This window comes from Neorhizobium petrolearium, from assembly GCF_017873175.1.
GTDB lineage: Bacteria > Pseudomonadota > Alphaproteobacteria > Rhizobiales > Rhizobiaceae > Neorhizobium > Neorhizobium petrolearium.
Genome location: NZ_JAGGJW010000001.1, coordinates 222,794 through 246,327, shown reverse-complemented (window position 1 = coordinate 246,327; position 23,534 = coordinate 222,794). Strand labels below are relative to the sequence as shown.

The 23,534-nt window shown below is 62.0% G+C and carries 29 protein-coding genes; 1 reads left to right on the top strand and 28 read right to left on the bottom strand.

Annotated elements, in window-relative coordinates:
* Positions 1–16 precede the first annotated feature (16 nt).
* The 28 genes from J2046_RS01310 to J2046_RS01175 form a co-directional block, all read right to left on the bottom strand.
* The gene (locus tag J2046_RS01310) at positions 17–2,197 is read right to left on the bottom strand and encodes a phage tail protein (protein ID WP_210048285.1); all 2,181 of its coding nucleotides are present in this window, start codon (positions 2,195–2,197) and stop codon (positions 17–19) included.
* On the bottom strand, positions 2,194–2,598 hold the full coding sequence (locus J2046_RS01305) for a DUF6950 family protein (protein ID WP_210048283.1): 405 nt from the start codon (positions 2,596–2,598) through the stop codon (positions 2,194–2,196). The genes J2046_RS01310 and J2046_RS01305 overlap by 4 nt, the downstream gene beginning before the upstream one ends.
* Positions 2,585–3,175: a hypothetical protein gene (locus J2046_RS01300; protein ID WP_210048275.1), complete on the bottom strand. Its 591-nt coding sequence runs from the start codon at positions 3,173–3,175 to the stop codon at positions 2,585–2,587. The genes J2046_RS01305 and J2046_RS01300 overlap by 14 nt, the downstream gene beginning before the upstream one ends.
* Complete coding sequence (locus J2046_RS01295; protein ID WP_210048273.1) at positions 3,175–3,882, bottom strand: hypothetical protein; 708 nt, start codon at positions 3,880–3,882, stop codon at positions 3,175–3,177. Before J2046_RS01295 ends, J2046_RS01300 begins: the two co-directional genes overlap by 1 nt.
* Before the next feature lie 2 nt (positions 3,883–3,884).
* Positions 3,885–5,783 (bottom strand): phage tail tape measure protein, encoded by a 1,899-nt coding sequence (locus tag J2046_RS01290; protein WP_210048265.1) that lies wholly within the window; start codon positions 5,781–5,783, stop codon positions 3,885–3,887.
* Positions 5,780–6,070: a hypothetical protein gene (locus J2046_RS01285; RefSeq protein WP_210048263.1), complete on the bottom strand. Its 291-nt coding sequence runs from the start codon at positions 6,068–6,070 to the stop codon at positions 5,780–5,782. The genes J2046_RS01290 and J2046_RS01285 overlap by 4 nt, the downstream gene beginning before the upstream one ends.
* Positions 6,071–6,096: 26 nt before the next feature.
* Positions 6,097–6,456, bottom strand: a complete 360-nt coding sequence (locus J2046_RS01280) for a hypothetical protein (RefSeq protein WP_210048262.1) — start codon at positions 6,454–6,456, stop codon at positions 6,097–6,099.
* Between the two features lie 9 nt (positions 6,457–6,465).
* Positions 6,466–7,155: a phage tail tube protein gene (locus tag J2046_RS01275; protein ID WP_210048260.1), complete on the bottom strand. Its 690-nt coding sequence runs from the start codon at positions 7,153–7,155 to the stop codon at positions 6,466–6,468.
* A 12-nt stretch (positions 7,156–7,167) separates the two neighbouring features.
* Positions 7,168–7,563: a DUF3168 domain-containing protein gene (locus J2046_RS01270; RefSeq protein ID WP_210048258.1), complete on the bottom strand. Its 396-nt coding sequence runs from the start codon at positions 7,561–7,563 to the stop codon at positions 7,168–7,170.
* Between the two features lie 3 nt (positions 7,564–7,566).
* Positions 7,567–8,022 (bottom strand): HK97-gp10 family putative phage morphogenesis protein, encoded by a 456-nt coding sequence (locus tag J2046_RS01265; protein WP_233469463.1) that lies wholly within the window; start codon positions 8,020–8,022, stop codon positions 7,567–7,569.
* A complete protein-coding gene (locus tag J2046_RS01260) occupies positions 8,022–8,342 on the bottom strand; it encodes a phage head closure protein (protein WP_210048254.1) in 321 nt (106 codons plus the stop codon). The genes J2046_RS01265 and J2046_RS01260 overlap by 1 nt, the downstream gene beginning before the upstream one ends.
* Before the next feature lies 1 nt (position 8,343).
* Positions 8,344–9,132 (bottom strand): head-tail connector protein, encoded by a 789-nt coding sequence (locus tag J2046_RS01255; protein WP_210048252.1) that lies wholly within the window; start codon positions 9,130–9,132, stop codon positions 8,344–8,346.
* Positions 9,133–9,163: 31 nt separating this feature from the next.
* On the bottom strand, positions 9,164–9,838 hold the full coding sequence (locus J2046_RS01250; protein WP_210048250.1) for an HK97 family phage prohead protease: 675 nt from the start codon (positions 9,836–9,838) through the stop codon (positions 9,164–9,166).
* A gap of 1 nt (position 9,839) precedes the next feature.
* Entirely contained in the window at positions 9,840–11,078 is a 1,239-nt protein-coding gene (locus tag J2046_RS01245) for a phage portal protein (protein ID WP_210048248.1), read from the bottom strand.
* Complete coding sequence (locus J2046_RS01240; RefSeq protein ID WP_210048245.1) at positions 11,075–12,853, bottom strand: terminase large subunit; 1,779 nt, start codon at positions 12,851–12,853, stop codon at positions 11,075–11,077. Before J2046_RS01240 ends, J2046_RS01245 begins: the two co-directional genes overlap by 4 nt.
* A complete protein-coding gene (locus tag J2046_RS01235) occupies positions 12,813–13,451 on the bottom strand; it encodes a P27 family phage terminase small subunit (protein ID WP_210048237.1) in 639 nt (212 codons plus the stop codon). Before J2046_RS01235 ends, J2046_RS01240 begins: the two co-directional genes overlap by 41 nt.
* Before the next feature lie 120 nt (positions 13,452–13,571).
* Positions 13,572–13,796: a hypothetical protein gene (locus J2046_RS33695; protein ID WP_233469462.1), complete on the bottom strand. Its 225-nt coding sequence runs from the start codon at positions 13,794–13,796 to the stop codon at positions 13,572–13,574.
* 398 nt (positions 13,797–14,194) lie between these two features.
* Positions 14,195–14,770 carry a transcription termination/antitermination protein NusG gene (nusG, locus tag J2046_RS01225; protein WP_233469461.1) on the bottom strand — a complete coding sequence of 192 codons (576 nt, stop codon included), beginning with the start codon at positions 14,768–14,770 and terminating at the stop codon, positions 14,195–14,197.
* A gap of 76 nt (positions 14,771–14,846) precedes the next feature.
* A complete protein-coding gene (locus J2046_RS01220) occupies positions 14,847–16,013 on the bottom strand; it encodes a helix-turn-helix domain-containing protein (RefSeq protein WP_210048233.1) in 1,167 nt (388 codons plus the stop codon).
* Positions 16,010–18,124: a DNA cytosine methyltransferase gene (locus J2046_RS01215; RefSeq protein WP_210049713.1), complete on the bottom strand. Its 2,115-nt coding sequence runs from the start codon at positions 18,122–18,124 to the stop codon at positions 16,010–16,012. The genes J2046_RS01220 and J2046_RS01215 overlap by 4 nt, the downstream gene beginning before the upstream one ends.
* Positions 18,125–18,142: 18 nt before the next feature.
* Positions 18,143–18,427: a hypothetical protein gene (locus J2046_RS01210; protein ID WP_210048231.1), complete on the bottom strand. Its 285-nt coding sequence runs from the start codon at positions 18,425–18,427 to the stop codon at positions 18,143–18,145.
* A complete protein-coding gene (locus J2046_RS01205; RefSeq protein WP_210048222.1) occupies positions 18,424–19,089 on the bottom strand; it encodes a hypothetical protein in 666 nt (221 codons plus the stop codon). Before J2046_RS01205 ends, J2046_RS01210 begins: the two co-directional genes overlap by 4 nt.
* Complete coding sequence (locus J2046_RS01200) at positions 19,082–19,618, bottom strand: DNA N-6-adenine-methyltransferase (protein WP_210048220.1); 537 nt, start codon at positions 19,616–19,618, stop codon at positions 19,082–19,084. The genes J2046_RS01205 and J2046_RS01200 overlap by 8 nt, the downstream gene beginning before the upstream one ends.
* Positions 19,615–20,169: a hypothetical protein gene (locus tag J2046_RS01195; RefSeq protein ID WP_210048217.1), complete on the bottom strand. Its 555-nt coding sequence runs from the start codon at positions 20,167–20,169 to the stop codon at positions 19,615–19,617. The genes J2046_RS01200 and J2046_RS01195 overlap by 4 nt, the downstream gene beginning before the upstream one ends.
* Entirely contained in the window at positions 20,166–21,557 is a 1,392-nt protein-coding gene (locus J2046_RS01190) for an SAM-dependent methyltransferase (RefSeq protein ID WP_210048215.1), read from the bottom strand. The genes J2046_RS01195 and J2046_RS01190 overlap by 4 nt, the downstream gene beginning before the upstream one ends.
* Positions 21,557–21,784: a hypothetical protein gene (locus J2046_RS01185; RefSeq protein ID WP_210048213.1), complete on the bottom strand. Its 228-nt coding sequence runs from the start codon at positions 21,782–21,784 to the stop codon at positions 21,557–21,559. The genes J2046_RS01190 and J2046_RS01185 overlap by 1 nt, the downstream gene beginning before the upstream one ends.
* Positions 21,781–22,275 (bottom strand): hypothetical protein, encoded by a 495-nt coding sequence (locus J2046_RS01180; protein ID WP_210048211.1) that lies wholly within the window; start codon positions 22,273–22,275, stop codon positions 21,781–21,783. Before J2046_RS01180 ends, J2046_RS01185 begins: the two co-directional genes overlap by 4 nt.
* 271 nt (positions 22,276–22,546) lie before the next feature.
* Complete coding sequence (locus tag J2046_RS01175; RefSeq protein ID WP_210048209.1) at positions 22,547–22,804, bottom strand: hypothetical protein; 258 nt, start codon at positions 22,802–22,804, stop codon at positions 22,547–22,549.
* A gap of 100 nt (positions 22,805–22,904) precedes the next feature.
* Between J2046_RS01175 and J2046_RS01170 the strand changes: the two genes are divergently transcribed.
* A complete protein-coding gene (locus tag J2046_RS01170) occupies positions 22,905–23,507 on the top strand; it encodes a S24 family peptidase (RefSeq protein WP_233469460.1) in 603 nt (200 codons plus the stop codon).
* The last annotated feature ends 27 nt before the right edge of the window (positions 23,508–23,534 follow it).

Sequence of the window (23,534 nt, the reverse complement as noted above, 5' to 3'; positions counted from 1 at the left end):
TGGTCTCCGGAAAGGTTTAGGAAACGGTTGCACCGTCAGGACCGGACAGCGGCCCCGGCTTGTTCGATCGGTTGAACGGCCTTGCGTAGATGTCGAAATTCCCGGCCGTCGAGAGGATTTGCAGGGCGTATGAAATGCCAGGAGCAACGGCATAACGCCCCACCTGATGCGTGCCTTCGTCGAGCACGCCGCCGGTCGGGACACGGTAGATCGCCACCGTCGCCAGATGTTCATCGTTCGTCGTGCCGAAATTCGCGGTGAACTGCCCCGTTCCATCGGAGGCAGAGAAGGCGACGAGCGCCTGCGGCGGCGTGGGGTCGACGACCACAGTCACCGGCACGATCGATTCCTGCCAGTCGAAGGTCTTACCGCTGGCGATATTTCGTATCTGCCAGTCGTAAGCGCCGCCGTCCGCAACAGCGGCATAAAGTGCCGTGTTCTGGTCCTGGTTCACCGTCGCGTCGTGCCAGTCATCCGCATCCGCAGCGGAGACCTGCACTTGCTGGCTGTAGCTGTCCGGCAGGTCAGCCCCGCCGGCCGCCGTCCAGGCAAATTTCAGGACAGGTGCGGAATTCTCCTGCAACTCGACGGTCGCCGTTACGTTCAGCGCCACGTCATCGACATTCGACGCAAGCTCCGGCGGCACGATCACCTGGTCCTGTTCGTCAATTGTCGCATTCCAGTCGTTCGCCCCCTCGCGGAAGATAACGAAAGGCGAGGAAACGGCCATGGACTGCTGGTCGTATTCGATTGTGCCGGATGCGCAGGCCACCCGCTCGAAAGCGTCTTCCGGGTTGAGGTCGAGTGTAAAAACGTAGTCTTCCATCAGGTCGAGCGCCTGCGGCCCGGAGGTGAGCTGCCCCGCGAAATCCGGGTTTGCCTCATAGACGGCGAGCTTGCCGATTCGCTGCGCCTGGGTCGCCGAGGGGCAGAGAAGCGCGCTCACCGGCTCGGAATATTCCTTGCCATCCTCTTCCATCAGATCAGGATCCCGCCATGTGACCTCGTTTGCCTTGTAGTTCAGCGCCGGCTCCACATAGGTCACCTTCGCCGTGTTGAAGAGTTTTTGCAGTGCCCGCCCGCCCTCCATGTCGAGGCTCAGATGGTCGCCGTTTTTGGCCCTTAGCGCGATCGCCGGCACGGAGCGCATCTTCGGCCGTACCGCGATCCGGCCCTCGGTGTCGAAATAGACGTCTGCATTGCAGATGGTCGCAATCGAAGCGATACGCTTTTCGTTCTCGCTGTCGAGATAGATCACGCCGGCGCAGCGATAGCGCTTCTCCGTTCCGCCTGCCTTCAGTGCGACGTCCTCGTCGCAGTGATCGGCGAAGGCGGCAAAGCTGCCGAAATTGATGTCTTCGGTGCTCTCATGCGTCAGGCCGTAGACGTCCATGATTTCGGTCAGCAGGCAGTTCCCGGCATTGCCTCCATAACCGTAGGTCCCGGTGCGCGAATCGTAGACATCCCGCCATCCATCCAGGACGAATTGCAGCGTCGGCATGTTGTTCGGGTAGACGTCCTGGAGCTGCTGCGCTGGAACCTGCTCGACGATTTGCAGCGCCATGGCGCAGCCGCGATGCCGGAACGGCGTCATCGGTGTGTCGAGTTCCGGGAAAGCCGCGATCAGTTCGTTGAACGGACCGTCCGCCATCGTGCCGGTCTTGATGAGGATCCGCACACGCGACCGTCCGCCCACCTGGTATTGCGCTTCCTGCACATAGCCGTTGGCATCCAGCGTCACCGGCTTCTTGTCGAGCCGGAAGGACACGAAACCCTCGATCGGGCCTTCACAGACATAGTGCAGCAGATAGCTCTTTTCGCCGCGCCTGAAGCCGAAGATGATGACCGAGCCCGTCAGCGTCCGATAATAGATGCGTCGCCGCGGCGAAATCTCCTGCCGAATGTTGGATTGCACGTCGGAAGGCTGCGGCGTCGCAGGCTTCGATTGACCAGGCATCAGGGCCCGCGACAGGAAATAGGCGCCGGCCGCAATCGCCGCGTAGCCGACACCCAACGCGAGCGCGCCCAGTCCGGTAAACCCGATCGCACCGACGACGCCCGTGAGAAGCCCCGTCGCACTGAGGAGGTTGATGAACACCAGCCCGATCGCCTGGGGCTGGAACACCGCCTGCGAATAGATTGACGTGCTGCAGGTCAGTCCCCATCGGGCATCCCGCATCCGAGTGTGGAAGCTCATGTAAATCTTAAATCCCAGCAGAGATCTGGCGCGCGGCGGGTGAACTTCACGCCACGTGTTCCGGCTCTCAGAACCCACATCGATCCGGTGCAGATCATTCCCAGGTGCCAGCCGTCTGCAGCTAGGAGGCCGACATCGCCGCGGCGGCCATCGCTCCCCATCCGCGGCGGACCGAGAACGTCAATGGCGGCGGCAATGGCGCCGCCGAAGCGCTCAAGCATCCACCATGCGCCTTGAAGGTCGTCATATTCCCCACGCCATGGACGGCTTGCACGGGCACCCGTCGCCAATTCAGCCCAGCCGAGCAGGAAAAGCAGGCAATCGCCGTTCTCCTCGCCCCAGCGGAAGAACTTTTCCTTTTCCTCCGCCAGGTAGCGGTCGAGAAGATCAGTTTCGCGCATCGAAGAGGTTCAGGGTCTGGTCGACCATCTTCTGCACATAAATGAAGCCGGTGGAGCCGGGATCGCGCTGCTGCTGGTCGCTGTGGGTTACCATCGAATTGGCCGACCGCCTGCGCCGCACGAAATAGTCCTCCAGCATCAGCACGATCTGCCGCGAGGAAGGCCCGCTTTTGCTCATCTTCAGCCGGTCGCCGAGACCGGTATAGACGTGCCCGCGCGGATCGAGCGGCTGCAGGTCAGCATCATAGAACTGACGCCAGAAGCGGAATCGCCGCCCCTTAATCTCCCGCTGCTCGCGTTCGAAAAACCACTCCTTGATCTGGGCATTCTCGACATTGAGCGTGCAGGTCACCTGCCGGGCCGCGCCGATCTTCGACGCGCCAAGTCCGGAGACGGTGGCGAGCCCCTGCAGTCCTTTCCAGTCGATCGCCTCGATCTGGCCATTGAATCCGCGCGACCGGAGAATGCCTCCCTCATTGTGGACATACATCGTGCCGGAATCGAACTGCAGTTCGGCCAGGATCACGCAATGCACGCGATGCCCGCGCGTCGCCCGTCTGATCGTTTCCGAAAGCATCAGTCGACGCTCTCCACCAGCCGCGTCAGGTCCTCGATGAATTCAAGCGTGTGCTCGCCATACCAGCCTTGCACCAGCGCCTCGTAGCCAGGGCTGTCGGTCACACAAAACCCCACGAAAACAGGCGCGAGCGATATCGTTGCGCCGGCAGACGCCGGCTTGCGCAGAACGGGAGACAGGCGCAAGCGCTGCTGACCGTCCTCGATCCACGATCCACCGATCCCGTAGCAGAATTCATCGATCGAAATGGCGCATCCGGCAGGTATTTCGCCTGTCTCGGTCACATAGACCTCACGCGCGCCGAGATCCGCATCCGCCGAAAAATAGGTTTCGAGCGTCGGCACTGCATGGCCGACACCGGTAGCGTACATCGCATCCGTCGCAAACGGTATGCCGTCCGGATATTGATCACGGACCGATTGCGTCGCGAGCGAAAACGGCCCGTCGATCCCGTAGCGATCCGGCATCCTGATCCGCACCAGCGAGGAATCCGCCTCCATCTGGAAGAGAAAGGCTCGCATGGTGCGCACGCTCGCCTCGTCATGCACCAGAACGTCGAACTTCATCTTCCACTGTGCGCCGGACATCCCGGTTGAGCGGCGCATGCCGTTGGTCGCTTCGTGCCCCGGCCTCGTGTTGTAGGCCGGCGCGATGGCAGGGTTGCGGACCTTCAGAGCCGTGACAGGAAATTCGAGAAGAACCGCCACGATCAGCCGCCGTTCCGTTCGGTAATGTCGGAGATCCTGCCAGGCAGAGCGCGGTCATACTGGCTCAATCCCTGCTGGACCCCGGCGGAAACCATGTCTTGGATTTCCTGATTTCCGCGGGCACCTGAAACGTTGACGTTGATGTCCACCTTCTGCGGCCCTCGCGCACTTGCCCCCTGCTGACCAGGCTTCGTGACGGTCACCGTTTCGTTCGGGCTCGCCTTGAATGCCACCAGCTGACTGTCGATCCCGCCGGCACCGCCCACCTGAAACGAGCCGCCACTCGCAAAGCCGAACAGTCCTCCGAGGAGGCTGGTGATGATACCGCCAAAGCCACCGCCACCACTTCCGCCGCCCATGAGCTGGCCGAGGCTGGAGACTGCATTCGATCCGATCGAGCGCAGCGCATCCACCATCACGTCGCGCCAATCCTTGGTTCCTTTGATCGCGTCTGCGATGGAGGAGCCGACATTGCCGAAGGCATTGGAGATCCCGTCGCCGACGCCTGCGCCGACATCCTCGATCCCATCGAATGCACCCTTGATTCCGCCGACCACGTTCTGCGCAGCCGCGACCGCTTCCGGCCCCTTGGTATTGATCCCGTTTGTCAGGCCCTGAACGATGTTGAGGCCGATATCGTGCATGACCTGCGACGGCGAATGAATGCCGAGAGCATCGCGGACGCTCTGGCTGATGGAATCCCCAATATCGTAGATCCCCTGCTTGACGCTCTCCCACTTCGCCTTGATGCCGTTCCACAGACCCTCGATGATCTGCCCGCCGATCTCCTGCATTTTGGCCGGAAGCGCCGCGAAAGCCGCGATCAGGTCGGCGACGAACCCCTCGATGACCGGTCCCACCGCATTGATCTTCGCTGATATCCCGTCCCAGGCGGATATGAAGCTCGCCCACGCGCCGGACAGAAATTCGCTGATCGCCGTGCCGAGCTGCTGGATCTGCGGCCAGAACGCCACGACTGCGGTTGCAAAGAGCCCGATACCTGCCACCACGCCCGCGATCGGCAGCCCGACCGCGGCGATCCCGGCCGCCACCACGCCGAGCGGCACGGCCAACGCCGCCATCCCGGCCGTCAAGGTCGCCGCGATTGAAACGAAACCCTGCATTTCCGGAGAAAGCCCGCGAAAATACCCGACAGCCTGTACCAGCCAATCGGAGAATTGCGCCAGATAAGGCACGAGGTTCGTAGCGACGGCGGCAGAAATGTTGGCGAGCACACCCTGAAGCCTGGAGATGTTGTCGTTGAAGGCCTCCGCGTTCGATCCCATCTCCTGGGTAAACACCGTACCGAAGGAGTCGGCTTCCTTCATCAGATCCTGAAGCGCCTGCGATCCGCCATTCAGCAGCGGAATCATGTTCGCGCCGGACCTGCCCATCAGCTCCATGGCAAGCGCGGTTTTTTCGGCCCCTTCCGGCATGTCTGCAAAGCGATCGGCAACCTCGGAAAGCACCTGGCTCGTCGATTTCAAGGAACCGTCCGCATTCGTCGCGACGATGCCGAGCTGCGAGAACGTGTCGAGCGCCGATTTCGAGCCGTTCTTGGCCTCGTTCATCATCTTCGCCAGGCGGCCGACCGAGGTCTGAAGCCCTTCGAAGGAAACGCCGGAGAGATCGGCGGCATATTTCAGGCGCGACAGTTCCTCGATCGGCACACCGATCTTTGCAGCCGCCTTCGACATCTCGTCGGCTTCGTTGATCGCCGAGCGCACGCCGGCCGCAATCGCCGTACCGGCCGCAGCGGCGGCACCTGCGGCCACGGCAAGCCCGGTCTTGATCGACGAGCCGAGTTTCTTCATGCGCGCCTCGGCCTTCGTCGCACCGCTTTCGAGAGCGGCGGAGTCGAGGCCCAGCACGACGCGCAGCGCGCCGATGACAGCGTTCATGATTGTTTCGAGCGTCCCTTGACCCAGGCGGAAACCTTGGCGAACTGTTCCTGCCAATTCGCCTCGCGCGGCTTGTCAGCCACAGATTTCCACGTGACGAGTTTTTCGAGTTTCCAGAATGTCCGCGCCTTGTCCGGCGCGTAGCGCGACATGAAGGCGATGTGCCAGGCAAGCCAGGCGAGTGCCTTGAAGCGGTTGCGCTGGCGGGCCTGCGCGCCGCGGATGATGATGTCGATTTCGCGGAAGGTAAGCCGCCAGAAGGTTTCCGGGTCCTGCCCGATCTCCACCCAGGCGGCCAGGCGGTCGGCCCAGCTTAACGCGCCGCCGCCCTTTTCGGCTTTCCCGGGCCTGCCTTCACCTCCGGCATGGAAGCGACGATAACGGTCCCGATGAGTGCCGCGCTCTCCACGAGCCCGAGGCTACGCATCAGCGCGCCGGCTTCCTGAAGCGTGATGTTCTGCTTCGAATAGGAAACAGCGGCTCGGAAGATGGACCGCAACAGCCGCATGTCGAGCTGCTCGTTTTCGGCCATCGTTCCGAAATCCTTCAGGATCTCGTCGGTCTTCTTGCCGAATTCGTCCTCCAACTCGCACCATTCGTTCGCCGAAAGGCAGAAGTCCAGCCTTTCGCCGTCGATCTCATGGGACACGATCCCGCGTACAGTGTTCGTCATGGATCACCTTTACGCGGCGACGTTGGCGGTCGCGGCGGTTTCGAGATCGGTATCGAAATCGGCGTTGATGGCCGTGACGACGCAAGTTACCGGAGAGCCGATATCTGCAGTTTTCGGCACATAGGAAAGCCCGGTGGCGCCGACGACATCGACATTGTTCACCTGCCACTGGTATTCAAACTCCTCCGCTCCGGCCCAGATGCCGCGATCAAGGGTAAGTGGAGACCCGACCTTCGGTGTCCCGCTGATGGTCGGAACGGCAATGTTCCGAGGTGCGGCCGGATCAGACAGGATCGGTTCTCCCGAGACCTTGAACGTCACGGTGGCCGTCATCTTGTCGTCGGTCGGCGCGGCTTTCTCGTAGGCCTGCCGGATACCCACGAAACTGAGCTGGCAGCCGTTCGGAAAGGTGATGTAGCAGATCTTTCGCTTGCCTTTTGCCGCTTCAAGCGCGCGATCGGAAGCGGAACCGGGCACATAATTCATTTCGAAGCTCGCTTCGCCGGGATCGGTGAGACCTTCGATGAACTCCCGCGTCCGGTTCGGGCTCTGCATGTGGGTGGCGTCGACCGAATCGGTCGTGTCGGACGGCGGCGTGACATCGAACACCTCCGCCAGATAGACCCTTGTGTCCGGCGTTGCGATATCCGCCATTTCAAACGTGATGCCATAGCCGATACTGGCTTTGGTGTCTGACATGATCGTGATCCTTTATGTGAATACCCAGAGGAAGATGTCGGTGGAGCGCCGGTAGAGTTGCTTGCCGGCGGCGCCATCCGGCTGAAAATCGCGGGTATCGGCAATGAACCCGCCTTGAAACGTCACTCCGGAAAGCGTGCCCCGGAATTTTTCAAGAACGTCGGTGATGGCATCGGCACAGTCACGGGCGGTAAGGAAGCGATCGGCGTAACCATCGACCTGCAGGCGCGCTCGCTTTAGGCCGCTACGCCCAGAATTCGTGTAATCGTTCGGACTGCTGATCACCTGCAGGATCACGTATGGCCCGGCCTGCGCATTCTGCGGCAGGCGCCCCCAATGAATACGATCGCCCATGAGGTATCGCACCCGCGCATCGGCGGTGAGCAGAGCCGTGACGGCCTCTTCCATGGATTACCTGCCCCTTGCCAGCCTGGCTGCTGCGCGCGCCGCCTTGCGCTCCGCGCGGCTTACCGCTTTCGCGATTTCCGCCGTCAGCTCGTCCTTCACGATCTCAAGCGCTTTGTCCTTGTTCGCGTCCCAGGCCGGACGAAGATGCGGCTCGGCCGCCTGATGCTCATTGCCAAACTCGGTTTGCACGGCCGCCGGATCGTTCGGGCCTGCGAATACTTCCACCGGGCTTTCCTTGCGGTGTTGCTGGCGCTGGCGTCGCGTAAGCTTCGTTCCGACACCATAGGACGCTTTCAGATGGCCTTCCTTTTCGGGCGCATTGTCCCGGCCGGCGTCGGCGATGACCTGCCCCGCCTTCATCAATGCCCGGCGCGACACGTTCTTTCCGGTCGCCCTCGGCAACGCGCCGAGCGCCTTGTCAAGCTCCTTCAGCCCTTCGACCCTGACCTTCAGCCGCATCACTCTGCCCTCGCCTGGCAATCGAATTCGCTCACCACGCCGCGCCCGATCTCGCGCACGGCGGTGATGTCCCACTCCTTGCCCTTGAAGCGGATGCGATCCTTGACAGTCAGATCGGCACGATAGCGGATATGAAACGTCATCACTTCGGTCCCGGCGAGCTGCTGCGCCTGGAACCGCTCTTCGCCGCGCACCGGCCGCGCCTGCGCCCATAAGGTTGCGACATCAGACCATCCGTAGATCGGCTGGTTCGCCCCGTCGCGGCCGGTCTCCACAAACCGCACGATCGTCAACCGCTTGTCGAGCTTCCCGGCACGCATGTCAGATGATGTTCCGGCGATAAGGAAAAATCAGTGTTTCGACCGCCGCTGAAACGGGCAGAGAGGCGACGGGAACCCCGATCACGGTCTCCTCACGGTTTTCATACCAGGCTCCGACGAGCAGAAGGATAGCCTGCCTGATGTCCGTTGGAATGGGCGAATATCCAGCCTTGTATGTCACGGCGATCGAGGCGATCTCGTAAAGATCGGACGGAAAGCTGTAACTGTTCCGGAAGCGGCAGGCGCTGACGCCGGCCGCATCCGTTTTGAGGGTGTATTCGGAAGCGGAAATCGTCGAGATTTGCCCGGCGCTGTTGCGCCAAGTGACGCTTTCGATCGAAGCGACAGGCGACAGAGGAAGCTTCAAGCACTGCGAAAACGCATCGAACTCCTGTTTCCAGACCTGCTCGCCGATCACGACCACGCCGCCCAACGTGCCGTTCCACCCTTCGAGATGGGTTACCGCTGCACCGATATAGCCCTCCAGCAGCGCCGTCACTTCGGGGAGGGCTACATCGTCACCTTCGTCTATCGTGATGCGGCATTGCCGCATGAGCGATGAGGCCAGTTCCTCGCCAGACTTTGCCTTGCCGAGCGCTTCTTCGGCGATCGCCTTGACGGCATCGACGGCCTGCTTGTGCTCGGTCTTGATCTGCGTCGCGAGAACATTGATGTCGACGCCCTGATCGTTCGGCTTGTCGAAGACAATGCGGGGCGCGAAGCGGGAATAGCTCATGCCCGCCACGAGCATGGCGATGCCACTCGCCGCAATGAAGCGATGGTTTTTCATTGGAATACCTTTCCGGAGTGTTTGAGGGGTTTCAGTCTGCCTTCAACATCTGCAGGAAGCGCAGGGCCTGATCGTTCGTCTTCTCGCCCTCGGAATCACTCCGAATGGCCTTTGCATAGCCGTGCGAGGCGATCGCAACGGCCATGCTTTTCGGAACCCCTGCCTCACGCAGGATGTCCTCGAAATCCTTGATGGGCATGGGGTCGCCATCACGCAGCCGGCGGGCGAATTCGTCCATGCGCTCCGATTTGACGGTCTCCACATTCGCCCGACGATTGGCGGGGAATGAAACGATCGACACCTCCAGCAGGTCGACTTCAACCAACTTGCGCGGGCCGCCGTTTTCGGCTGGCTTGGTGTCGACCTCTCGATATCCGATGGAGAGCCCGCGGATCGCCTTGTTCTTCAACATGATGCGAACCTCGTCGGACTTCTGGACGCCGGACAGGAGGCGCCCTTTGACCCACAATCCCTTTCCGTCTTCGGCAAGCTCTTCCCAGACGCCGATGGGCGTCCATGGATCATGCTGCCACAGCATCAGTGGCATTGTCCCTTCACGACGATGTTTTGCAAGGCTGGCCACGAATGCCCCAGGCTCAACGCTTTCGTTGTAGCTGTCACGGACACTGAACACAGACCCGTAACCTTCGAAGATGCCCTCTTCCGACAGGTCTTTGACTTGCAGCTCGAAACCTTTGGTCTTCATCTCAGCTGTCCCCGTTCTCGGCGATTATTTCCCGCAATGCGTCACGGTCGATCTCGACGATCGGCACATTCTGCATCTGCATGCGCGGCACGTCGCCACCGTCGACCCTTGGCAAGTTTTCGAGCGCGCGTACCTCGTTGATGGTCATCGCGCCGATTCCGGTCATGGCCTGGTAAAACCGCGCCCGACCTTGGCTATCTGCCCGCAACAGGCCTTCCAGGTTGAATTCGATCGTGATGCCGTTTGCGCGATCGGAGGGCGTGAGAAGCTGCTTTTCAAGCGCCTGCTCGATACGTTTGAGGCGACGCCGCAACGTGAACTTCTGAAATCCAAGCGTTTGTTGCTCAATACCGGTACCCCAGCTCGTCGATTTCTCGGTATGGCCAATCATGAACGGAGGGACACCGAAGAACCTGCAAATCTCTTCGACGGAAAAGCCGCGCGACTGCAGCATCTGTGCGTCTTCAGGATTTAGCGAAAGCTGTTCCAGCTTCGCGCCACCTTCTGCGATATAAGGACGGCCGGAATTGACCGCACCGAGATACTTTTCGGCAAGTTCGGTCTCGGCCAGTGCGCGCTGTTCCTTCGTTAGCCACTTTTCGAAAACGATCTGGAACGACGGCCTAAGACCGTTTCTGAACGTAGCACCCGCGGATCGATCGATGGCGCGCGCCAGACCAAAAGCGTTTCGACCAAATTGCAGGGTCGACATCCCACCAAGCGGATCGCCGCCAAAGCCTCGGATATGAAGAACGACGCTATCCGTCTCGACATAGGATTTTCCGTCCTGCGTCCAACGATATTCAAGCGGCCCGGTTGGCAATCGCCGTACTGACATGAGACTCGGGGTCAGCGGCCGGAGCGCAATGACCCGATCGCCATTGCGCTCGATCTTCGCATATGCATTACCCCACAACTCCAGTGAGGCGCTGAGGAACTCCCAGAAGTCTACGGCCGTCTGGTCATAGTTCGGGCTATCGTGAAGGATGCGGTATAGCGCGTGCGCTTTGGCAACTTCCCGTTCTCCGGACGCATTGGTGCGGTAAACCATCAATGGTAGACTACCGATCGTCCCGGCCAGCAGATTGACGCACGCCCAGACCGCTGACAGGCCAAGCACCGTCTCTCCGCTGACAACCTCACCGGAATCCCCCTTCAAACCGTCTGGATACCAGACATCCGTCTGCCGAAGCGTCAGAGGACGAATGATGAGGTTCGCCATTTTGCGAAGAATGTTCACGCTGCCCCCGCCAGACTTTTGAAGTAGCCGTCCATGCCGTCTTCCTCGCCACCCATCGCCAGCCCGACGCCCATGACTGACGCTACGGCGCCGTCGATCTTGTCGAGCGAGTTCTTCTTGTCCGGCACATAGTTCAGGTTCGCGTCGAAGCGCACCGTGCAGTGTCCGAACATCCACGCCAGAACCGGATGTCCGCCGTGCTCGACCTTGCCGGCGAAGACGAGGCGCTCAAGTTCCTTGGTCGGGCCTGAAAGCGTCTGATGCCCCTGCCGCATCTCCACCTGCAATTCCGCATCCATGCCGTCATGCTGCAGATCGCCGGCCAATTTACGCGCGTTCCAGGGGTCGAAGCCGAACGCCTGAACGTCGAAATGCGCGCAGGCATCCTTGATGGCCTCCTGCACAAACGACTGGTCCACCGAATCGCCGGGCGTGGTGCGCAGCGCACCGCTGGACACCCACTTTTTCCAGTCCACCCGCCGATCCTGCTCCGCCCGCTCATCAAGCGTTGCTTCCGGCACCCAGAAGAGCGGGATGATCACCCAGCGTTCACAGCTATTGTCCGGAGGAATGACGACGACCAGCGCGGTAAGGTCCCTGGTCGAGGATACGTCGCAAGCGAGAAATGCCTTTCGCCCCTTGTGCTGGTTCCAAAGCGCCGGCCAGGACTTCGCATCGATCGTGCAGGCCGCCCATTTGGTGCGCGGTATCCAGCCGGAGAGCTGGTCCACCCAGCGATTGAGATGGTAGCACTGGAAGATTGCTTCCTGTGCCGGCCGCCCCTTGGCTTTCTTGAACTCGGTACGAAGGTAATCGAGTGTCGGTGTCAGGCCGAGGCTTGGATTTGCTTTTCTCCAGACCGTTTCGTCGGTCCAGTCGTCATCCTCGTCGATACCGAAGAAGACGACCAGCGTGGCGGGATCGTCGATCTCGCCACGCATGATCGCTATGGACTCTTCGAACCATTCGAAGCCGGTACGGTTCTGCTTCCGACCGGATGTCGAGGCGTAGAGCTCGATCGGCTGCAGCCTGGCGCCAGTTCCTTGCCGCAGAGTGTCAGCGAGATCGCGGGTCTTCCATTCGTGGATCTCGTCGCCGACGATGACGGTCGGCGAACGTCCGTGTTTTCCGTCCGGTGCTCCGGTGAGGAGCTGGCAGAGCGACGTCGTTTCCCTGAGGAAAATCGACTTGTCGTGAAGGGAAATCCTCTCGTTTCCCTTCGCATCCTCCATCAGGCCATCCGCCTCTCGGATGATGTCCTGCATCTTGCCGAACGGAACGCGGCCCTGATCCTCATTGCGGCCGAAGACGTAAGCCTCGGCGCCATGGATCTTCTCCAGCACGAAGAACAGGACGGCGAGCGCCGCAAGGAATTCCGATTTCCCGTTCTTGCGCGGGATCCAGAGATCGAGCCGACGGAAAACCCTGACATGCTCGATCGCCGGTTTGTGCGTGGCCGGATCGATGACCTCGATCGGCTTTTTCCAGCCGACCAGCAGGCGAACCGTGATTTCCTGCCACTTGACCAGCCGGAAGGGGATGCCCTTGAACCGGTCATTCGTCAGCCGGAAGATGCGCGGCCACGCGGCAACTACCTTGTCGGCCTTGGCATGGTCGAACCATGCCCCCGGCACCGCAGCGGCCCGGTTCCAACCTGATAGTGCCCACTCATAGGCCGGATCGTCCGCCACATCGGCGAGCCATGCCGGCAGCGGTGCCGCCGTGTTCACCTCCTCAGTTTGGTCGGACACCTGGCGGTGGGCTATCTGCCCCATTCATGAGATCCATCGGGTCTTCGGTCGGCTCGCCGGGCGATGGCGATCTGTGAGATTGGTCGGGATGGGTGCCGCCGAGAGGCAATTTGCCTTGCGCTCGGTTGAAGGATTCGACGCGGACGATGTCCTGGTCGCGGAGCGGTGTGAAACCGAACTCGGCATCGAGGAGGCGCAGCGCCGTTTCGCACCGTGCCATGAAATCGATATTCGGATGTTGCCGGATGACTGTTTCGCCGTCGCCCTTCTTCACCTTGATCGAGGCCCCGCCTCTGGGAAGATCGCGCCGGAGTTGGTCGGCTGCCGAAACATAGAATTGCGTCCAGATGCAGTAGCGGGCAAGGGCGTGGCGATAGCCTGGGCGGCGCCGGCCTGCTGCTCTGAGCACTTCCGACTGTTCCTTCCAGACTTTGATCGCCAGCGCCCAATAGGTCGGCGCCTTGGTGAACAGTTCCGGAAGCGGAAACGGATCGTCCGGCGTCGCCTGCATGGCGGCGGCAGCCTCCGCAGCGTGCTCGATTTCCTTCTCGACCGCCTTTTTCCGGCGCCCGGGGAACCCTTTTGCCGCCTGCAGCAGCGGGTCATCCTTTCGCCGTCCCATGGTCAGTTCTCACCGGTCCCAGAAAAAAAGTTATCCGTCAAAAATAACGCGCCCCCTTTTTTTACGTGAGGCCGCCGGTCAGGAAGGGGGGTGTCTGGACTTTTGACCCACCCCCCGGCATCAGGCACCGAGACCGGGCAACATGCCCATGGTGAGGCGCTTTGCGGTCTCGCTGTTCAACCAAAGCTCGGTTACGGGTATGCGACCGGATCGCCACATGGCCTCAAGCTGCTGTTTCACGCTGTTGTGGTGCCAATCGCACGACGACTGCCACATGCTGGTGTCCCAGAACTTGACCTGATCACCTTCATGAGGTTCGACGTGATCGACGAGCGTGGCTGGCACGACGAGGCCGACAGCCTCGCATCCTATGCAGATCGGCGAGCGAGAGAGGTGCGTCTTGCTAGCCTTAGACCATCGCCACGTGTAACCGCGGTCACTGGCACTGCCTCTCCACCTGTCCGCCTGACGCTTCTGCTCTTGCCGTGTCGGAGCACCTGCCGGCCTGAACTGCTTCGCGCGCTTCATACCCATGGATACGACAAAGGCGACCTCTCGGCCGCCTTGTCATTCATCTGGTCATAGCAGTAGCACTGGCCCTGAATCGTCGCCTCTCCTGCGAGGCTGTCGGGGCTGGGGTAGGAGGCCCTGTTCCGTGACGCCGATCCGGCGTCGTCTGGTCCGATCAAGTCGGGCGATAATGACGGTGAGACATTCCTACGTGTCCAATGCCTATACGACTCTCACAGCTTCTTCAGAAAGGCAAGAGGGATGCTTGCGAGGTCGAAGGCACGCCCCTGCACGTCGATCCGCACGCTGGCTTTCGCCTGCCTGCACCACTTCACCGAGGTGACGACACACATGAACCCGGCAAACGGCCCCATGACGATATCCGCGCGGTCGCCGTCCTTCATCGTCTTGTCGACTGCGATGCGGGGTGTTTCCTCCTGCTGATAAAATCGCCTGAAAACATCAACATCCGCATCCCGTATCACGTGATACGATCCGGTGTTCCCACCGACGATATCGACGACATTTTCATGGCTTTTCAGCCCGAGAAACGCTGCGGCGGAAGGCACGATCCGCACCAGCATATAGCCCGGAAAGCATGGTATGACACGCTCAACCTTGCGTCCGCGACGAACCTCGACCACCAATTCACGCGGCATGAATGCTTCAATTCGTGAGGCGCGAAGTGCGTTTTCCACAGACGATTCGCAGTCTTTTTTGATCTGCAGGCAGTACCAGCGAGCCTCCCACAGCATCGCATAGACACGGTCGACGCAAGCGGCGCTCCGATTCGCTTCCTCCTCTTCCATCTCACGCCTGTTGCGGGCAATCTTCTCCAGGCCTCGCGTCACGTCCAGTTTGACCCCTTTGTGCATCATCGTGATCCTATGCCGCATCATCATTGCCCTTGCCCTCGTTCAGTCGCATCCGGAATTCCGCCATCGCATCCTCGGGCTCACCCGGCGGCAGGTAGAGCCAGTCGAATTTCGTCGAAGGCCATGGCCAGCCATGCCGTTCGAACATCGCCTGCCAGCGTGCGGCGGTCCCGCTGTCCCGATGCACAGCCGAAAATCCTTCCGAATGCGGCAGCAGGTGCGCCGGCACCAGCGACGGTTTCATGTCCGCCGCCATCGCGGCAGCCTTCGGCCAGCCGTATTTCGCTCGCCGCTCTCGCTCGATTTCCCGTGCCTTGTCGGCATCGCGCATCTGCATCTGCTGGAACGAGGTGAGCGCCGGCCATGCGGTCGCCATGGGCTTGGAGACTTCCGAGAGCAGAAGGGCCATCCACGGCCGGCTCATGGCGTTGTGCATCTGCGGCGCTGCGGCTTCCGGCTTCGGCTCCGCCACGTCGTCGAAGAGCTTTTCCCGGAAATAGGTGGACGGCGCCGGCACATGGCTCTTGCGCTGCGCCTTCAGCATCGCGAACCAGGCGTCGCGCCGCCGTTCGGCCCGCTCCCGCTCATCCGCCGTCAGGTTGAACCATTCGCGCTTCGCCTGTTCCTTCGGCATGCCGGCGAAACCCGGCCAATCCTTGATCGTCCGCCAGAAGGCCCGTTCGATCGCCTTGCGATCTTCCCCGTCAGGCTCGCGCGCGCCCTCTCTCGAATTTACGGGTTCTATTACTGGTTCCCTTACAGGTTCTATAGAGGACTCAGGAGTCCGGTTCAAAGCGCCACCAGAGTCCGGTTCAAGGGTGCAATCCTGTCCGGTTGACGCATCGGTTGAACCGGACAAATTGTCCGGTTGATTTTCGGGTATTCCCTCAGGCTCGGCGCGTCGGAACCCGGGCTCGAAAGCGAGGCTGTAGCGGTTCGCCTTGCGGTTCTTGCCCTCACGCGCCTCGGTCCAGTTGATCAGCCCCTTGTCGCGCAGAGAAGCGAGCGAGCGCCGCACGGAGCGCTCGTCGATCTCGCAGGCGTCTGCAAGGTAATCCTGCTTCGGATAGCACCCGTAGATCGGGTTGTGGCAGTCGGCGAGGTGCCAGAGCACGCGGGCTTCCGTGCAGGAAATCCCCCGGATCTTGACCGCCCACATGGTCGCTTCGTGACTCATGCCGCCTCACGCTGCACGGCGAGGTGCCCGCAATTGGCCGCGACGAGCGCGGCATAGGGATAGGGAGAGACGGAATTTCCGCAACAACTCACCTGAACGGATTTCGGGAACGGCACCCAGATCGGCCCTCCATTGTGGCCGATGGATGGCTCCGCCCAGACGCCGTCGATGACGTAATCCGGCGGGAAGCCTTGCGCATTGAACAATTCGCGCGGCGTGAGCATGCGCATGCCGATATCGACGATGACATAGGTCTCGCCGCAGATATTGAGCGTCACGATCTCCCGCTCGTCCCAGAAGCCGTGAGAGCGCAGGAAATCGGCCACCTGGCGCGCGCGGGCAATCTGGTCGGGCGTGAATGGAGGAACGGAAATGCCGGCTTCGACATGTCCGAAACGGTCGTTGACCGTCACGGTATGACATGGCTCGTCATGCCGCGAACCGTCTCCGGTGCCGTAGTATTTCTGCATGTAAGGTGCGACGAGCGCCGATTTGTTGACGCCAGCCGTCACCGTTGCGGAAGGCTCATCGGCGGCATGCCCCACGGATGCGCCGAACTGGCGGGACACGAAGGCGCTGATGACGCCCTGCTGTGCGCCCGTCGCCGTCACGGTCGATACCGGCTCTTCTGCCGCACGGCCCGGATTGACGCCTCCATCACGCCTGCTGTCGTTGTTATGCTGCGCGATGAAAGCCACGGCAGAGCACACATCCGCCTTGGCGGTCATGGTCGCAAGAGGCTCGTCACCGCCACGCGGACGGCTCTGTCCGGCCCGTCCGCCGCAGCCGACAAGCGTCGGTATGATGACCGAGTTCTGGTCTTTCTTGCTGGCCGTGATCGTGTGATGCGGCTGCTCGACACTGCGCACTGCGCCGCCCTGCTGTGCATGGGTCAGCACCGGAGCCACGACCGACAAGCCCGCGCCGCCTGCGGTGATCGTATGCGTCGGCTCGTCTGCCCCGTTGAAGGGCTTGCCAGAATTGCGCATCGTCATCAGGTGCGGTGCGATCAACCCGAGGGGGGCAGCGCCGCCAGGTTTCTTGATGTAACTGTTCGCCGTGATCGTCGAGAGCGGCTCGCGCAGATCTTGGCCGGTCGCGCCCGTATTGAACCGAGTGATGGCGGGAGCGATTACCGCCTTCTCGCCACGATGCGCCGCGGTAATGGTGTTGAACGGCTCATCCGCGCTTTCCAACCGGCCTCCGTGCGTCAGGTTGACGATGAAGGGCCTTTCCGCATCCAGCACATATCGCTTCATGCCGCGCGCCACGCGGGCCATGGTGTTATCGGCGAGCGGGCGAACGGCGCGCAACCCGTGTTTCGCGGAGATCTCCTCACTCGAATCGAAGATCGATGGGCATGGCAGTGACCAGTCGATGATCTCGGCCGCTGTCCGCCACGGTTGTTTCCGCCCGGCGATCACGTCGGGATCGTCCGGCGCGCCGTGCGTCGGTTCGGGCCAGACGATCTTTTTCCCGTCGAAGCGGATCACCATGAACAACCGCTTGCGGATCGTCGGCGCGCCGTAATCGCACGCACGCAGTTCGCGATGCTCGATCCTGCCGCCGAGCCGCCGAAGCTGCTTGCACCACTTCTGGAAGGTCTCGCCCTTGCGCTCCGGATCGGGCATCAGGCCGCGATCCGTCTCGATCAGCGGCCCGTAATCCTTGAACTCCTCGACATTCTCCATAGTGATGACGTCGATCTTGCCGCCGCTTTTCTGAATGCGCTCGACCCAGCCGGGGATGATCCAGCAAAGATCGCGGATATTCCGTTCCACCGGCTTTCCGCCCTTGGCCTTCGAGAAGTGTTTGCAATCAGGGGAGAAGTGCATCAGTCCAATATGCCGCCCGGCGAGATAGTCGAGCGGATCGACCTTCCAGACGTTTTCGGAAAGGTGCAGCGTCTGCGGGTGGTTGGCGGCATGCAGCGCCAGCGCCGCCGGGTTATGGTTCACGGCAATGTCAGGAGATCGGCCAAGCGCCATCTCGATCCCCGTCGATGCCCCGCCGCCGCCCGCGAAACTGTCGACGATCATCGGCGGCAAGCTGCCATAGTCCCGCAACAGATCGTCGGTGCTGGCATCGCCGAACAGCGTTCCCGCATGCATGTTCATGGTGATCCCCTCTCAGCGTGGCGGCAGGCCGTCCGCCACGCGCCATAGGCGCCCGTTGGCGGTTGCGAATGCCATGAAGTTCATGAGATTGCCGTCCTCGCGCCGGTCCTCGCGAAGCACGGAAAGCATGGTGTCGAGGTAGCAAAGCCCCTCGCGGAACCCGGTGAGCCGCAGATAGCGGCGGATGAAGGCTTCCTCGGCCGCAAGCGTCCCCAGCGGGCAGGCCAGCAGCCAGGCGGCCGCCTCCTGGTCCGTCTCGCAATCGGAAATGTCGGGCCGCAGCAGACGGTCGGTCACCGGCCCAGCTCCCGTTCGATGCGGCGACCGAGCAGCCGGACAGCGCCAATGTCTTCGCGCAACTGCGAAAAGGCTTTGCTGTATTCCTCGAATGCCTTGGCGATTCCCGCATATGCGGTCGTCACGGCATCGAACTGCTGGTCAAGCCGATCCCGTGCCGTCAGGTATTCGTCGAACAGCGGATTGGACCCCTCCGGGCCGAAGAACTGGTCGCGCACCTGTGCCACCCAGTCGCGCGGCACGCCCAAATCTTTCGCCACCGTCGCGTCGCACCAGGGCGACTTGTAGCAATCCTTGCCATAGACCTCGTCGAGCTTGTCGTTGATGATGCGGCGGTCGTCGCGGGTCATCTCGCGTGGCTTTTCCGCACGCGGATTGTCCGCCTGCGGTTTTGCCGCAGCGGTCATATCGGCCATAACCTTCTCCTTTTTGGGCTTCCTGCGGCGGGCGCATTCGGGGCAGAGGTCCTTGCGGGCACCGCTGCCGACACTCCATTTCATTCCGCGGAAATGTTCGGTGATCGCATGCGGCGGACGGCGTATGCCAAGCCGTTTTTGCGGATAGAACCCCACGGCCTCGCAAGACGAGCATTCGATGCGATAGGCGACAGCGGTAACGCCGCCAGCCTCGATTCTCTGTTCGGGAAAGATCCGCTCACTCATGTGAAAGCTCCACTTCCCGAAGGCTCCGGCAGCCGCCGACCCTGAGATTTTCCGTGACCCGGAAGCCTGGAAGCCCGCAGCAGGCGAGGCGCACGGCATTGGCCTTGCCGAAGGCGGCGAGAACCACGGGCGCTCCGGAATTCGCGGGCTGGCGCGCACCGTCAATCGTGTGGAAATGCAACCTGTCCGCCAGAAATAGGATCGCGTCCGCGCGCTCCCAGATCGGCCGGAACCAGTCGGCCTCGGTGCGGGCATGCACGAGGCATATGCCGTCGCCGTGCTCGGCAAGCTTTTCGATCCACCGGCCGACCTGATAGCGGTCGAACGGCGGATTCAGCCAGACCCGGCCATTCCATGGCTGCGAAAGCCCGTCATCCTCGATGGTGAAATGCCGCGCCGCTGTTGCCCACGGCTGGCCCAGTGCCGCGCATGGATCGAGGTCGAATGGCCCGAGACGGTGGATGATGAAAGGCGGCGTCAGATGCGTCTGGCTTTTGCCAACCGTGCGCTGGTGGGAACCGATCGTCACCGTCCGCCCTCCCTCTGCCAGCGATAGAAATCGGCCCGCAGCGTGAGAAAGCGCTTGCGCGCCGCCTCGTCGGAATTGAGTTCCGCTTTGGAGGAGATGCCGAGCATGCCTTTCATGCGCGTTTCGGCGGAAAGCGGCGAATTGATCAGCCCGTCGATCCCGCGGCTTTCGAGAAAGCCCCAGAACCTGCGGTTCTCGCAGAGATGCTTTGCCTGGAAACCGAAGTTCTCTGCCCGCTTCTTGCCGATGAGCCCGTCGAGTTGCGCCTGCAGTTCCCTGACCCGCTGGACCGCGCGGCCCACGAAGCCGAGGAAGAAAAACAGGTGATCGAGCGCACCGGCGACGAGTTCCTGTTCGTCGGGCAACGCCTCGTGGTGCATGGTGAGGATCTTCACTTCTTCGCCGGTCGAACGCAGCGCGAAGATATGAATGCCGTCCTCGTCGGCCTCCATGTTCCACTGGTCGCCCGTCAGCCGGTCGGCAATGCCGCGCAACTTTTCGAGCTTCAGCCTTTCCCTTTCCCGGTCGGTGAGCGGAGGCAGCGCGTTCATGCCGCCTCGCTTTCCGCCGCGTCCGCCGGCAGGTAATCCTTCCAGTCGACGCGGCTGATCACCGTCTGGCCGCCATAGGTGCCGTCCGGCTGCAGTTCCCACACGAACCAGGCGGTATTCATGCGGCTGGATGCTTCGTTGCCGTCCCAGCCTTCCCGGTGCATCATCGGCAACCGCCGCTTGAACACGTGGATACGCGCCGGCGGGTTTTCGTCCATCGCGAAGTTGCGGTCGGGATCGTCGAACCCGGCGAGGAAATTGAGGTTCAGCAGCAGCGCCATCTTTTGCGGCCGGTGCACCTTGAGCGCATGCGCCACGAAGGCGTTCAGCACCTCGCCATAGGGCGGATTGGTGATGATGTCCGGTTCGGCTTCGTTGCGCTCGGTAAGCAGGAAATCGCAGACATCCTGGACCACGCCTTCCTGATCGGCCGTGCCGTAGTCGACGAGGTCGGAAAGGATGACGCCAAACCCTTCCGCCTCCAGATGGCGCGAGATCGCGCCCTTGCCGCAGGCGGGCTCCAGAACCCAGAGCTTGAACTGCTCCAGCGCCAAGAGCGTGTGCATCGCCTCCGGCGGCGTCTGGTAGAGGTTGTTGCCCCGCTCCTCCTTGGTCGCCGAAGCTGTCCCGACCGCCGCCCGCAGGTTCGCCTTGCTCGGCTCCAACCCTGCCGCGAGGCGTGCGGCGATTGCACGTTCGACGATACCCGGCGCACCGCGTTCGGCATCCGCCAGCCGTCGCGCCTCAAGGATTTCCTTGCGGGAAAGCCCGGTGTCTTCATGGGTTAACCCGTTCCCATCGGAAACGGCTTTCGGCCTGCCACCCCTGGAGACGAGCCCCGCCGCCTGTGCCGCATCCCATTCGGAGGCGATCGCCATCTTGGCGCGGGTTTCGATCAGCAGCGCGTCGCCCTGCAGGCGGCGGGCCTTGGCGCAGAGAGCTTCCGTCGCACCGAACTTTTCCGCGAACGCCGCTTCCGTCTTCGCCTGCGCATAGGCGCCCGCCGCCACGATCCGCGCCCGGATCACGTCGCCCTCGTCGAGCAGCGCGCGTGCCCGCTCCACCGTGGCGACGAGGCCGGAGGCATCGAAGCGCTCGTCGAGGGCATGATCCGCGGAAACAGCCGGAACCGAAGGCGCAACCGCCGGGCCGTCCTGCAACTGGCTTTCCAGCCAGGCGAGCATCTGCCGGGCCTTTTCGGTTGGAAACCAGAGGGACGCCTGCTTCCGGTCCCGGTCGAGATAGCCGTAGGCGTTGCATTTTGTGGCGGCGGTCCTGTCGGGCTGCTTCTTACCGTCGTCGAACGAGCCGGCCTCGACCGCCGAGCGAACGATCGCCAGGGCACGTGGGCCGGGAACGGTGAAGGGTTTTGGCACGTGATAACCCATCAGTGCGCCCTCGCGAGCTTTTCGAGATAGGCCCGGCCCTCGCCCGTGATGTGGAACAGCGCCCCGTCCATCTGGTCGCGTTGCAGGTAACCGCGCTTGGCGCAGGTCGCGCCGTGCCGAACCTCCTTGGAGTCTTCCGCATAGAGGCTGCCCTGTCCCTCGATCGAGACGCGGCGCAGGAAGGCGATTGCAGCGCCGCCGATCGGCTCCATGGTCCGCGTGGTCATGGCGCGTCGCCTCCGACGATCTTGAGGCCGGATTTTTCGCCGTGGCGGGCGCGAATGGAGGCGATCTTGGCGCGCAGGGTGTCGGTGGCACGGTCGAGCGCCGCCGCCTCGCGATCGATCTCCGCGGCCTCGGCAGGTGTCACCTGCCCGTCGGCGATCGCTTCGGCCACGGCAAGCCCAAGCGAGGCTTCGCTCACCCTGACATGCGCATGGGCGACGAGGATGTCGGCGCTGCAGTCCGGACGGGCTTCCGGATCGGTGAGTCGGCGCCCGGTGACCGAGGCCATGACCTCGGTGACAAAAGGCTGGCCGCAATCGGCCTCCAGCTTGGCGATGGCGGTGAGCGGCATCAGGCTTGGGTCGTAGCGATCGTTCCAGCGGCCCACCGTGCTCTTGCCGTATCCGGCCTTGTCTCCGGCGCGGTCGATACCGCCGCAGGCTTCGATCAGATCGAACTGCGCGGCCTTCAGGCGGATCAGAAATGCGTCCATCGTGGTTGCCTCCCAAGAGGTCAGAATCTCAAGACAAATCCATGCCCGACGCCGGGAAATCCGGCCTGGTTTTCCCGTGGCGGGAAGAGGTTCCAAGGTGCGAATGTCGGGGCGTTACACAGTCATCCCCGGGCCTGACCAGGGGATCATGGAGGCCCACATGCGAGACCGAGAAGAAAGAAGCCGCCGGGACCGGGAGGTCCGCCGTCCCGGCGGCAGTTGGCGCGGCCCATACCAAAACCGCGCGGGAGGAGCGTTTTGCGAAGGTCTGTCATTCGGCAGCCTCCGCGATCTTCGTCGACGGCTCGGGGCGAACCGCGCCTGCCGGCCAATCGAAACCTTCGGGCCAGTTGTCGGAAAGCCACTGTACCGCGACATCCAGTCGACGCACGCCGATGTCCGACCCTTCACGAATCTGACCGATCCGCTTGCCGTCACGGAACATCCGAGACGACAGCGTCGCCTCCGCGATCCCGGCGGCGCGGCAATAGGTTTCGGCAAGTAGCAAAAATGAGGAAATCAGCGTCATGCCAGCCATAATGCGGGATATATACCGCACATGTCAACGGGATATGTCCCGCTCGCCGGAAGCCTCGTTTGCGGCAATAATGCCGCACATGGCAAATCTTTTGAAAAGTCAAATCCTTGAGCGCGTCGAAGAACGACTGAAAAAGGTCGGGATAAGCGAACGCCGTGCCGGCATGCTTGCAGCCAACAAGCCCGATCTCGTGCGCGGCTGGCGGGCGAAGGATGCGTTGCCGCGCATAGACAGCCTGATCCAGATTGCTCCCGTCCTGGAGACGACGCCGGAATATCTGGCCTTCGGCATTGAGACGGAAGCGAACCAGAGCGTCCCGAAAATCTCCTGGGTGAACGCCGGCGCCTTCGGCACGGCCGATCCGGTCGTCGACATCTCGGACGCCCCGCGCGTCGAGGTGGCAGGCCTCGGCGACGGCGAGTTCTATGCGCTCGATATCATCGGGGATTCGATGGACCGCATCTCGCCGGAAGGCTCGGTCATCATCGTCAACCGCAAAGACAAGCGCCTTGTCCAGAACGCTTGCTATATCGTTCTGGACGGCCATGGCGGCGCCACCTACAAGCGTTATCGCCAGAGCCCGACGCGCTTCGAACCGGTTTCGACCAATCCGGCACACGAGCCGATCTTTCCCGACAACGACAATATTCCGGAAATCTTCGGCCGGGTCGTCATGACCATCGTCCGGATGTAAATCGCCCGTCACCTGCCTTTCCACCTA

Excerpts from the sequence above, each read along its gene's own strand:
- J2046_RS01240 (WP_210048245.1), bottom strand. The coding sequence starts at position 12,853 with ATGGGGCAGATAGCCCACCGCCAGGTGTCCGACCAAACTGAGGAGGTG.
- J2046_RS01235 (WP_210048237.1), bottom strand. The coding sequence starts at position 13,451 with ATGGGACGGCGAAAGGATGACCCGCTGCTGCAGGCGGCAAAAGGGTTC.
- J2046_RS01270 (WP_210048258.1), bottom strand. The coding sequence starts at position 7,563 with ATGGAAGAGGCCGTCACGGCTCTGCTCACCGCCGATGCGCGGGTGCGA.
- J2046_RS01265 (WP_233469463.1), bottom strand. The coding sequence starts at position 8,022 with ATGCGGCTGAAGGTCAGGGTCGAAGGGCTGAAGGAGCTTGACAAGGCG.
- nusG (WP_233469461.1), bottom strand. The coding sequence starts at position 14,770 with ATGGAAGAGGAGGAAGCGAATCGGAGCGCCGCTTGCGTCGACCGTGTC.
- J2046_RS01180 (WP_210048211.1), bottom strand. The coding sequence starts at position 22,275 with ATGGACGCATTTCTGATCCGCCTGAAGGCCGCGCAGTTCGATCTGATC.
- J2046_RS01255 (WP_210048252.1), bottom strand. The coding sequence starts at position 9,132 with ATGAAAAACCATCGCTTCATTGCGGCGAGTGGCATCGCCATGCTCGTG.
- J2046_RS01185 (WP_210048213.1), bottom strand. The coding sequence starts at position 21,784 with ATGACCACGCGGACCATGGAGCCGATCGGCGGCGCTGCAATCGCCTTC.
- J2046_RS01220 (WP_210048233.1), bottom strand. The coding sequence starts at position 16,013 with ATGAGTCACGAAGCGACCATGTGGGCGGTCAAGATCCGGGGGATTTCC.
- J2046_RS01310 (WP_210048285.1), bottom strand. The coding sequence starts at position 2,197 with ATGAGCTTCCACACTCGGATGCGGGATGCCCGATGGGGACTGACCTGC.
- J2046_RS01300 (WP_210048275.1), bottom strand. The coding sequence starts at position 3,175 with ATGCTTTCGGAAACGATCAGACGGGCGACGCGCGGGCATCGCGTGCAT.
- J2046_RS01305 (WP_210048283.1), bottom strand. The coding sequence starts at position 2,598 with ATGCGCGAAACTGATCTTCTCGACCGCTACCTGGCGGAGGAAAAGGAA.
- J2046_RS01205 (WP_210048222.1), bottom strand. The coding sequence starts at position 19,089 with ATGAGTGAGCGGATCTTTCCCGAACAGAGAATCGAGGCTGGCGGCGTT.
- J2046_RS01195 (WP_210048217.1), bottom strand. The coding sequence starts at position 20,169 with ATGAACGCGCTGCCTCCGCTCACCGACCGGGAAAGGGAAAGGCTGAAG.
- J2046_RS01260 (WP_210048254.1), bottom strand. The coding sequence starts at position 8,342 with ATGCGTGCCGGGAAGCTCGACAAGCGGTTGACGATCGTGCGGTTTGTG.
- J2046_RS01175 (WP_210048209.1), bottom strand. The coding sequence starts at position 22,804 with ATGACGCTGATTTCCTCATTTTTGCTACTTGCCGAAACCTATTGCCGC.
- J2046_RS01280 (WP_210048262.1), bottom strand. The coding sequence starts at position 6,456 with ATGACGAACACTGTACGCGGGATCGTGTCCCATGAGATCGACGGCGAA.
- J2046_RS01215 (WP_210049713.1), bottom strand. The coding sequence starts at position 18,124 with ATGCATGCGGGAACGCTGTTCGGCGATGCCAGCACCGACGATCTGTTG.
- J2046_RS01250 (WP_210048250.1), bottom strand. The coding sequence starts at position 9,838 with ATGAAGACCAAAGGTTTCGAGCTGCAAGTCAAAGACCTGTCGGAAGAG.
- J2046_RS01190 (WP_210048215.1), bottom strand. The coding sequence starts at position 21,557 with ATGGGTTATCACGTGCCAAAACCCTTCACCGTTCCCGGCCCACGTGCC.
- J2046_RS01290 (WP_210048265.1), bottom strand. The coding sequence starts at position 5,783 with ATGAACGCTGTCATCGGCGCGCTGCGCGTCGTGCTGGGCCTCGACTCC.
- J2046_RS01275 (WP_210048260.1), bottom strand. The coding sequence starts at position 7,155 with ATGTCAGACACCAAAGCCAGTATCGGCTATGGCATCACGTTTGAAATG.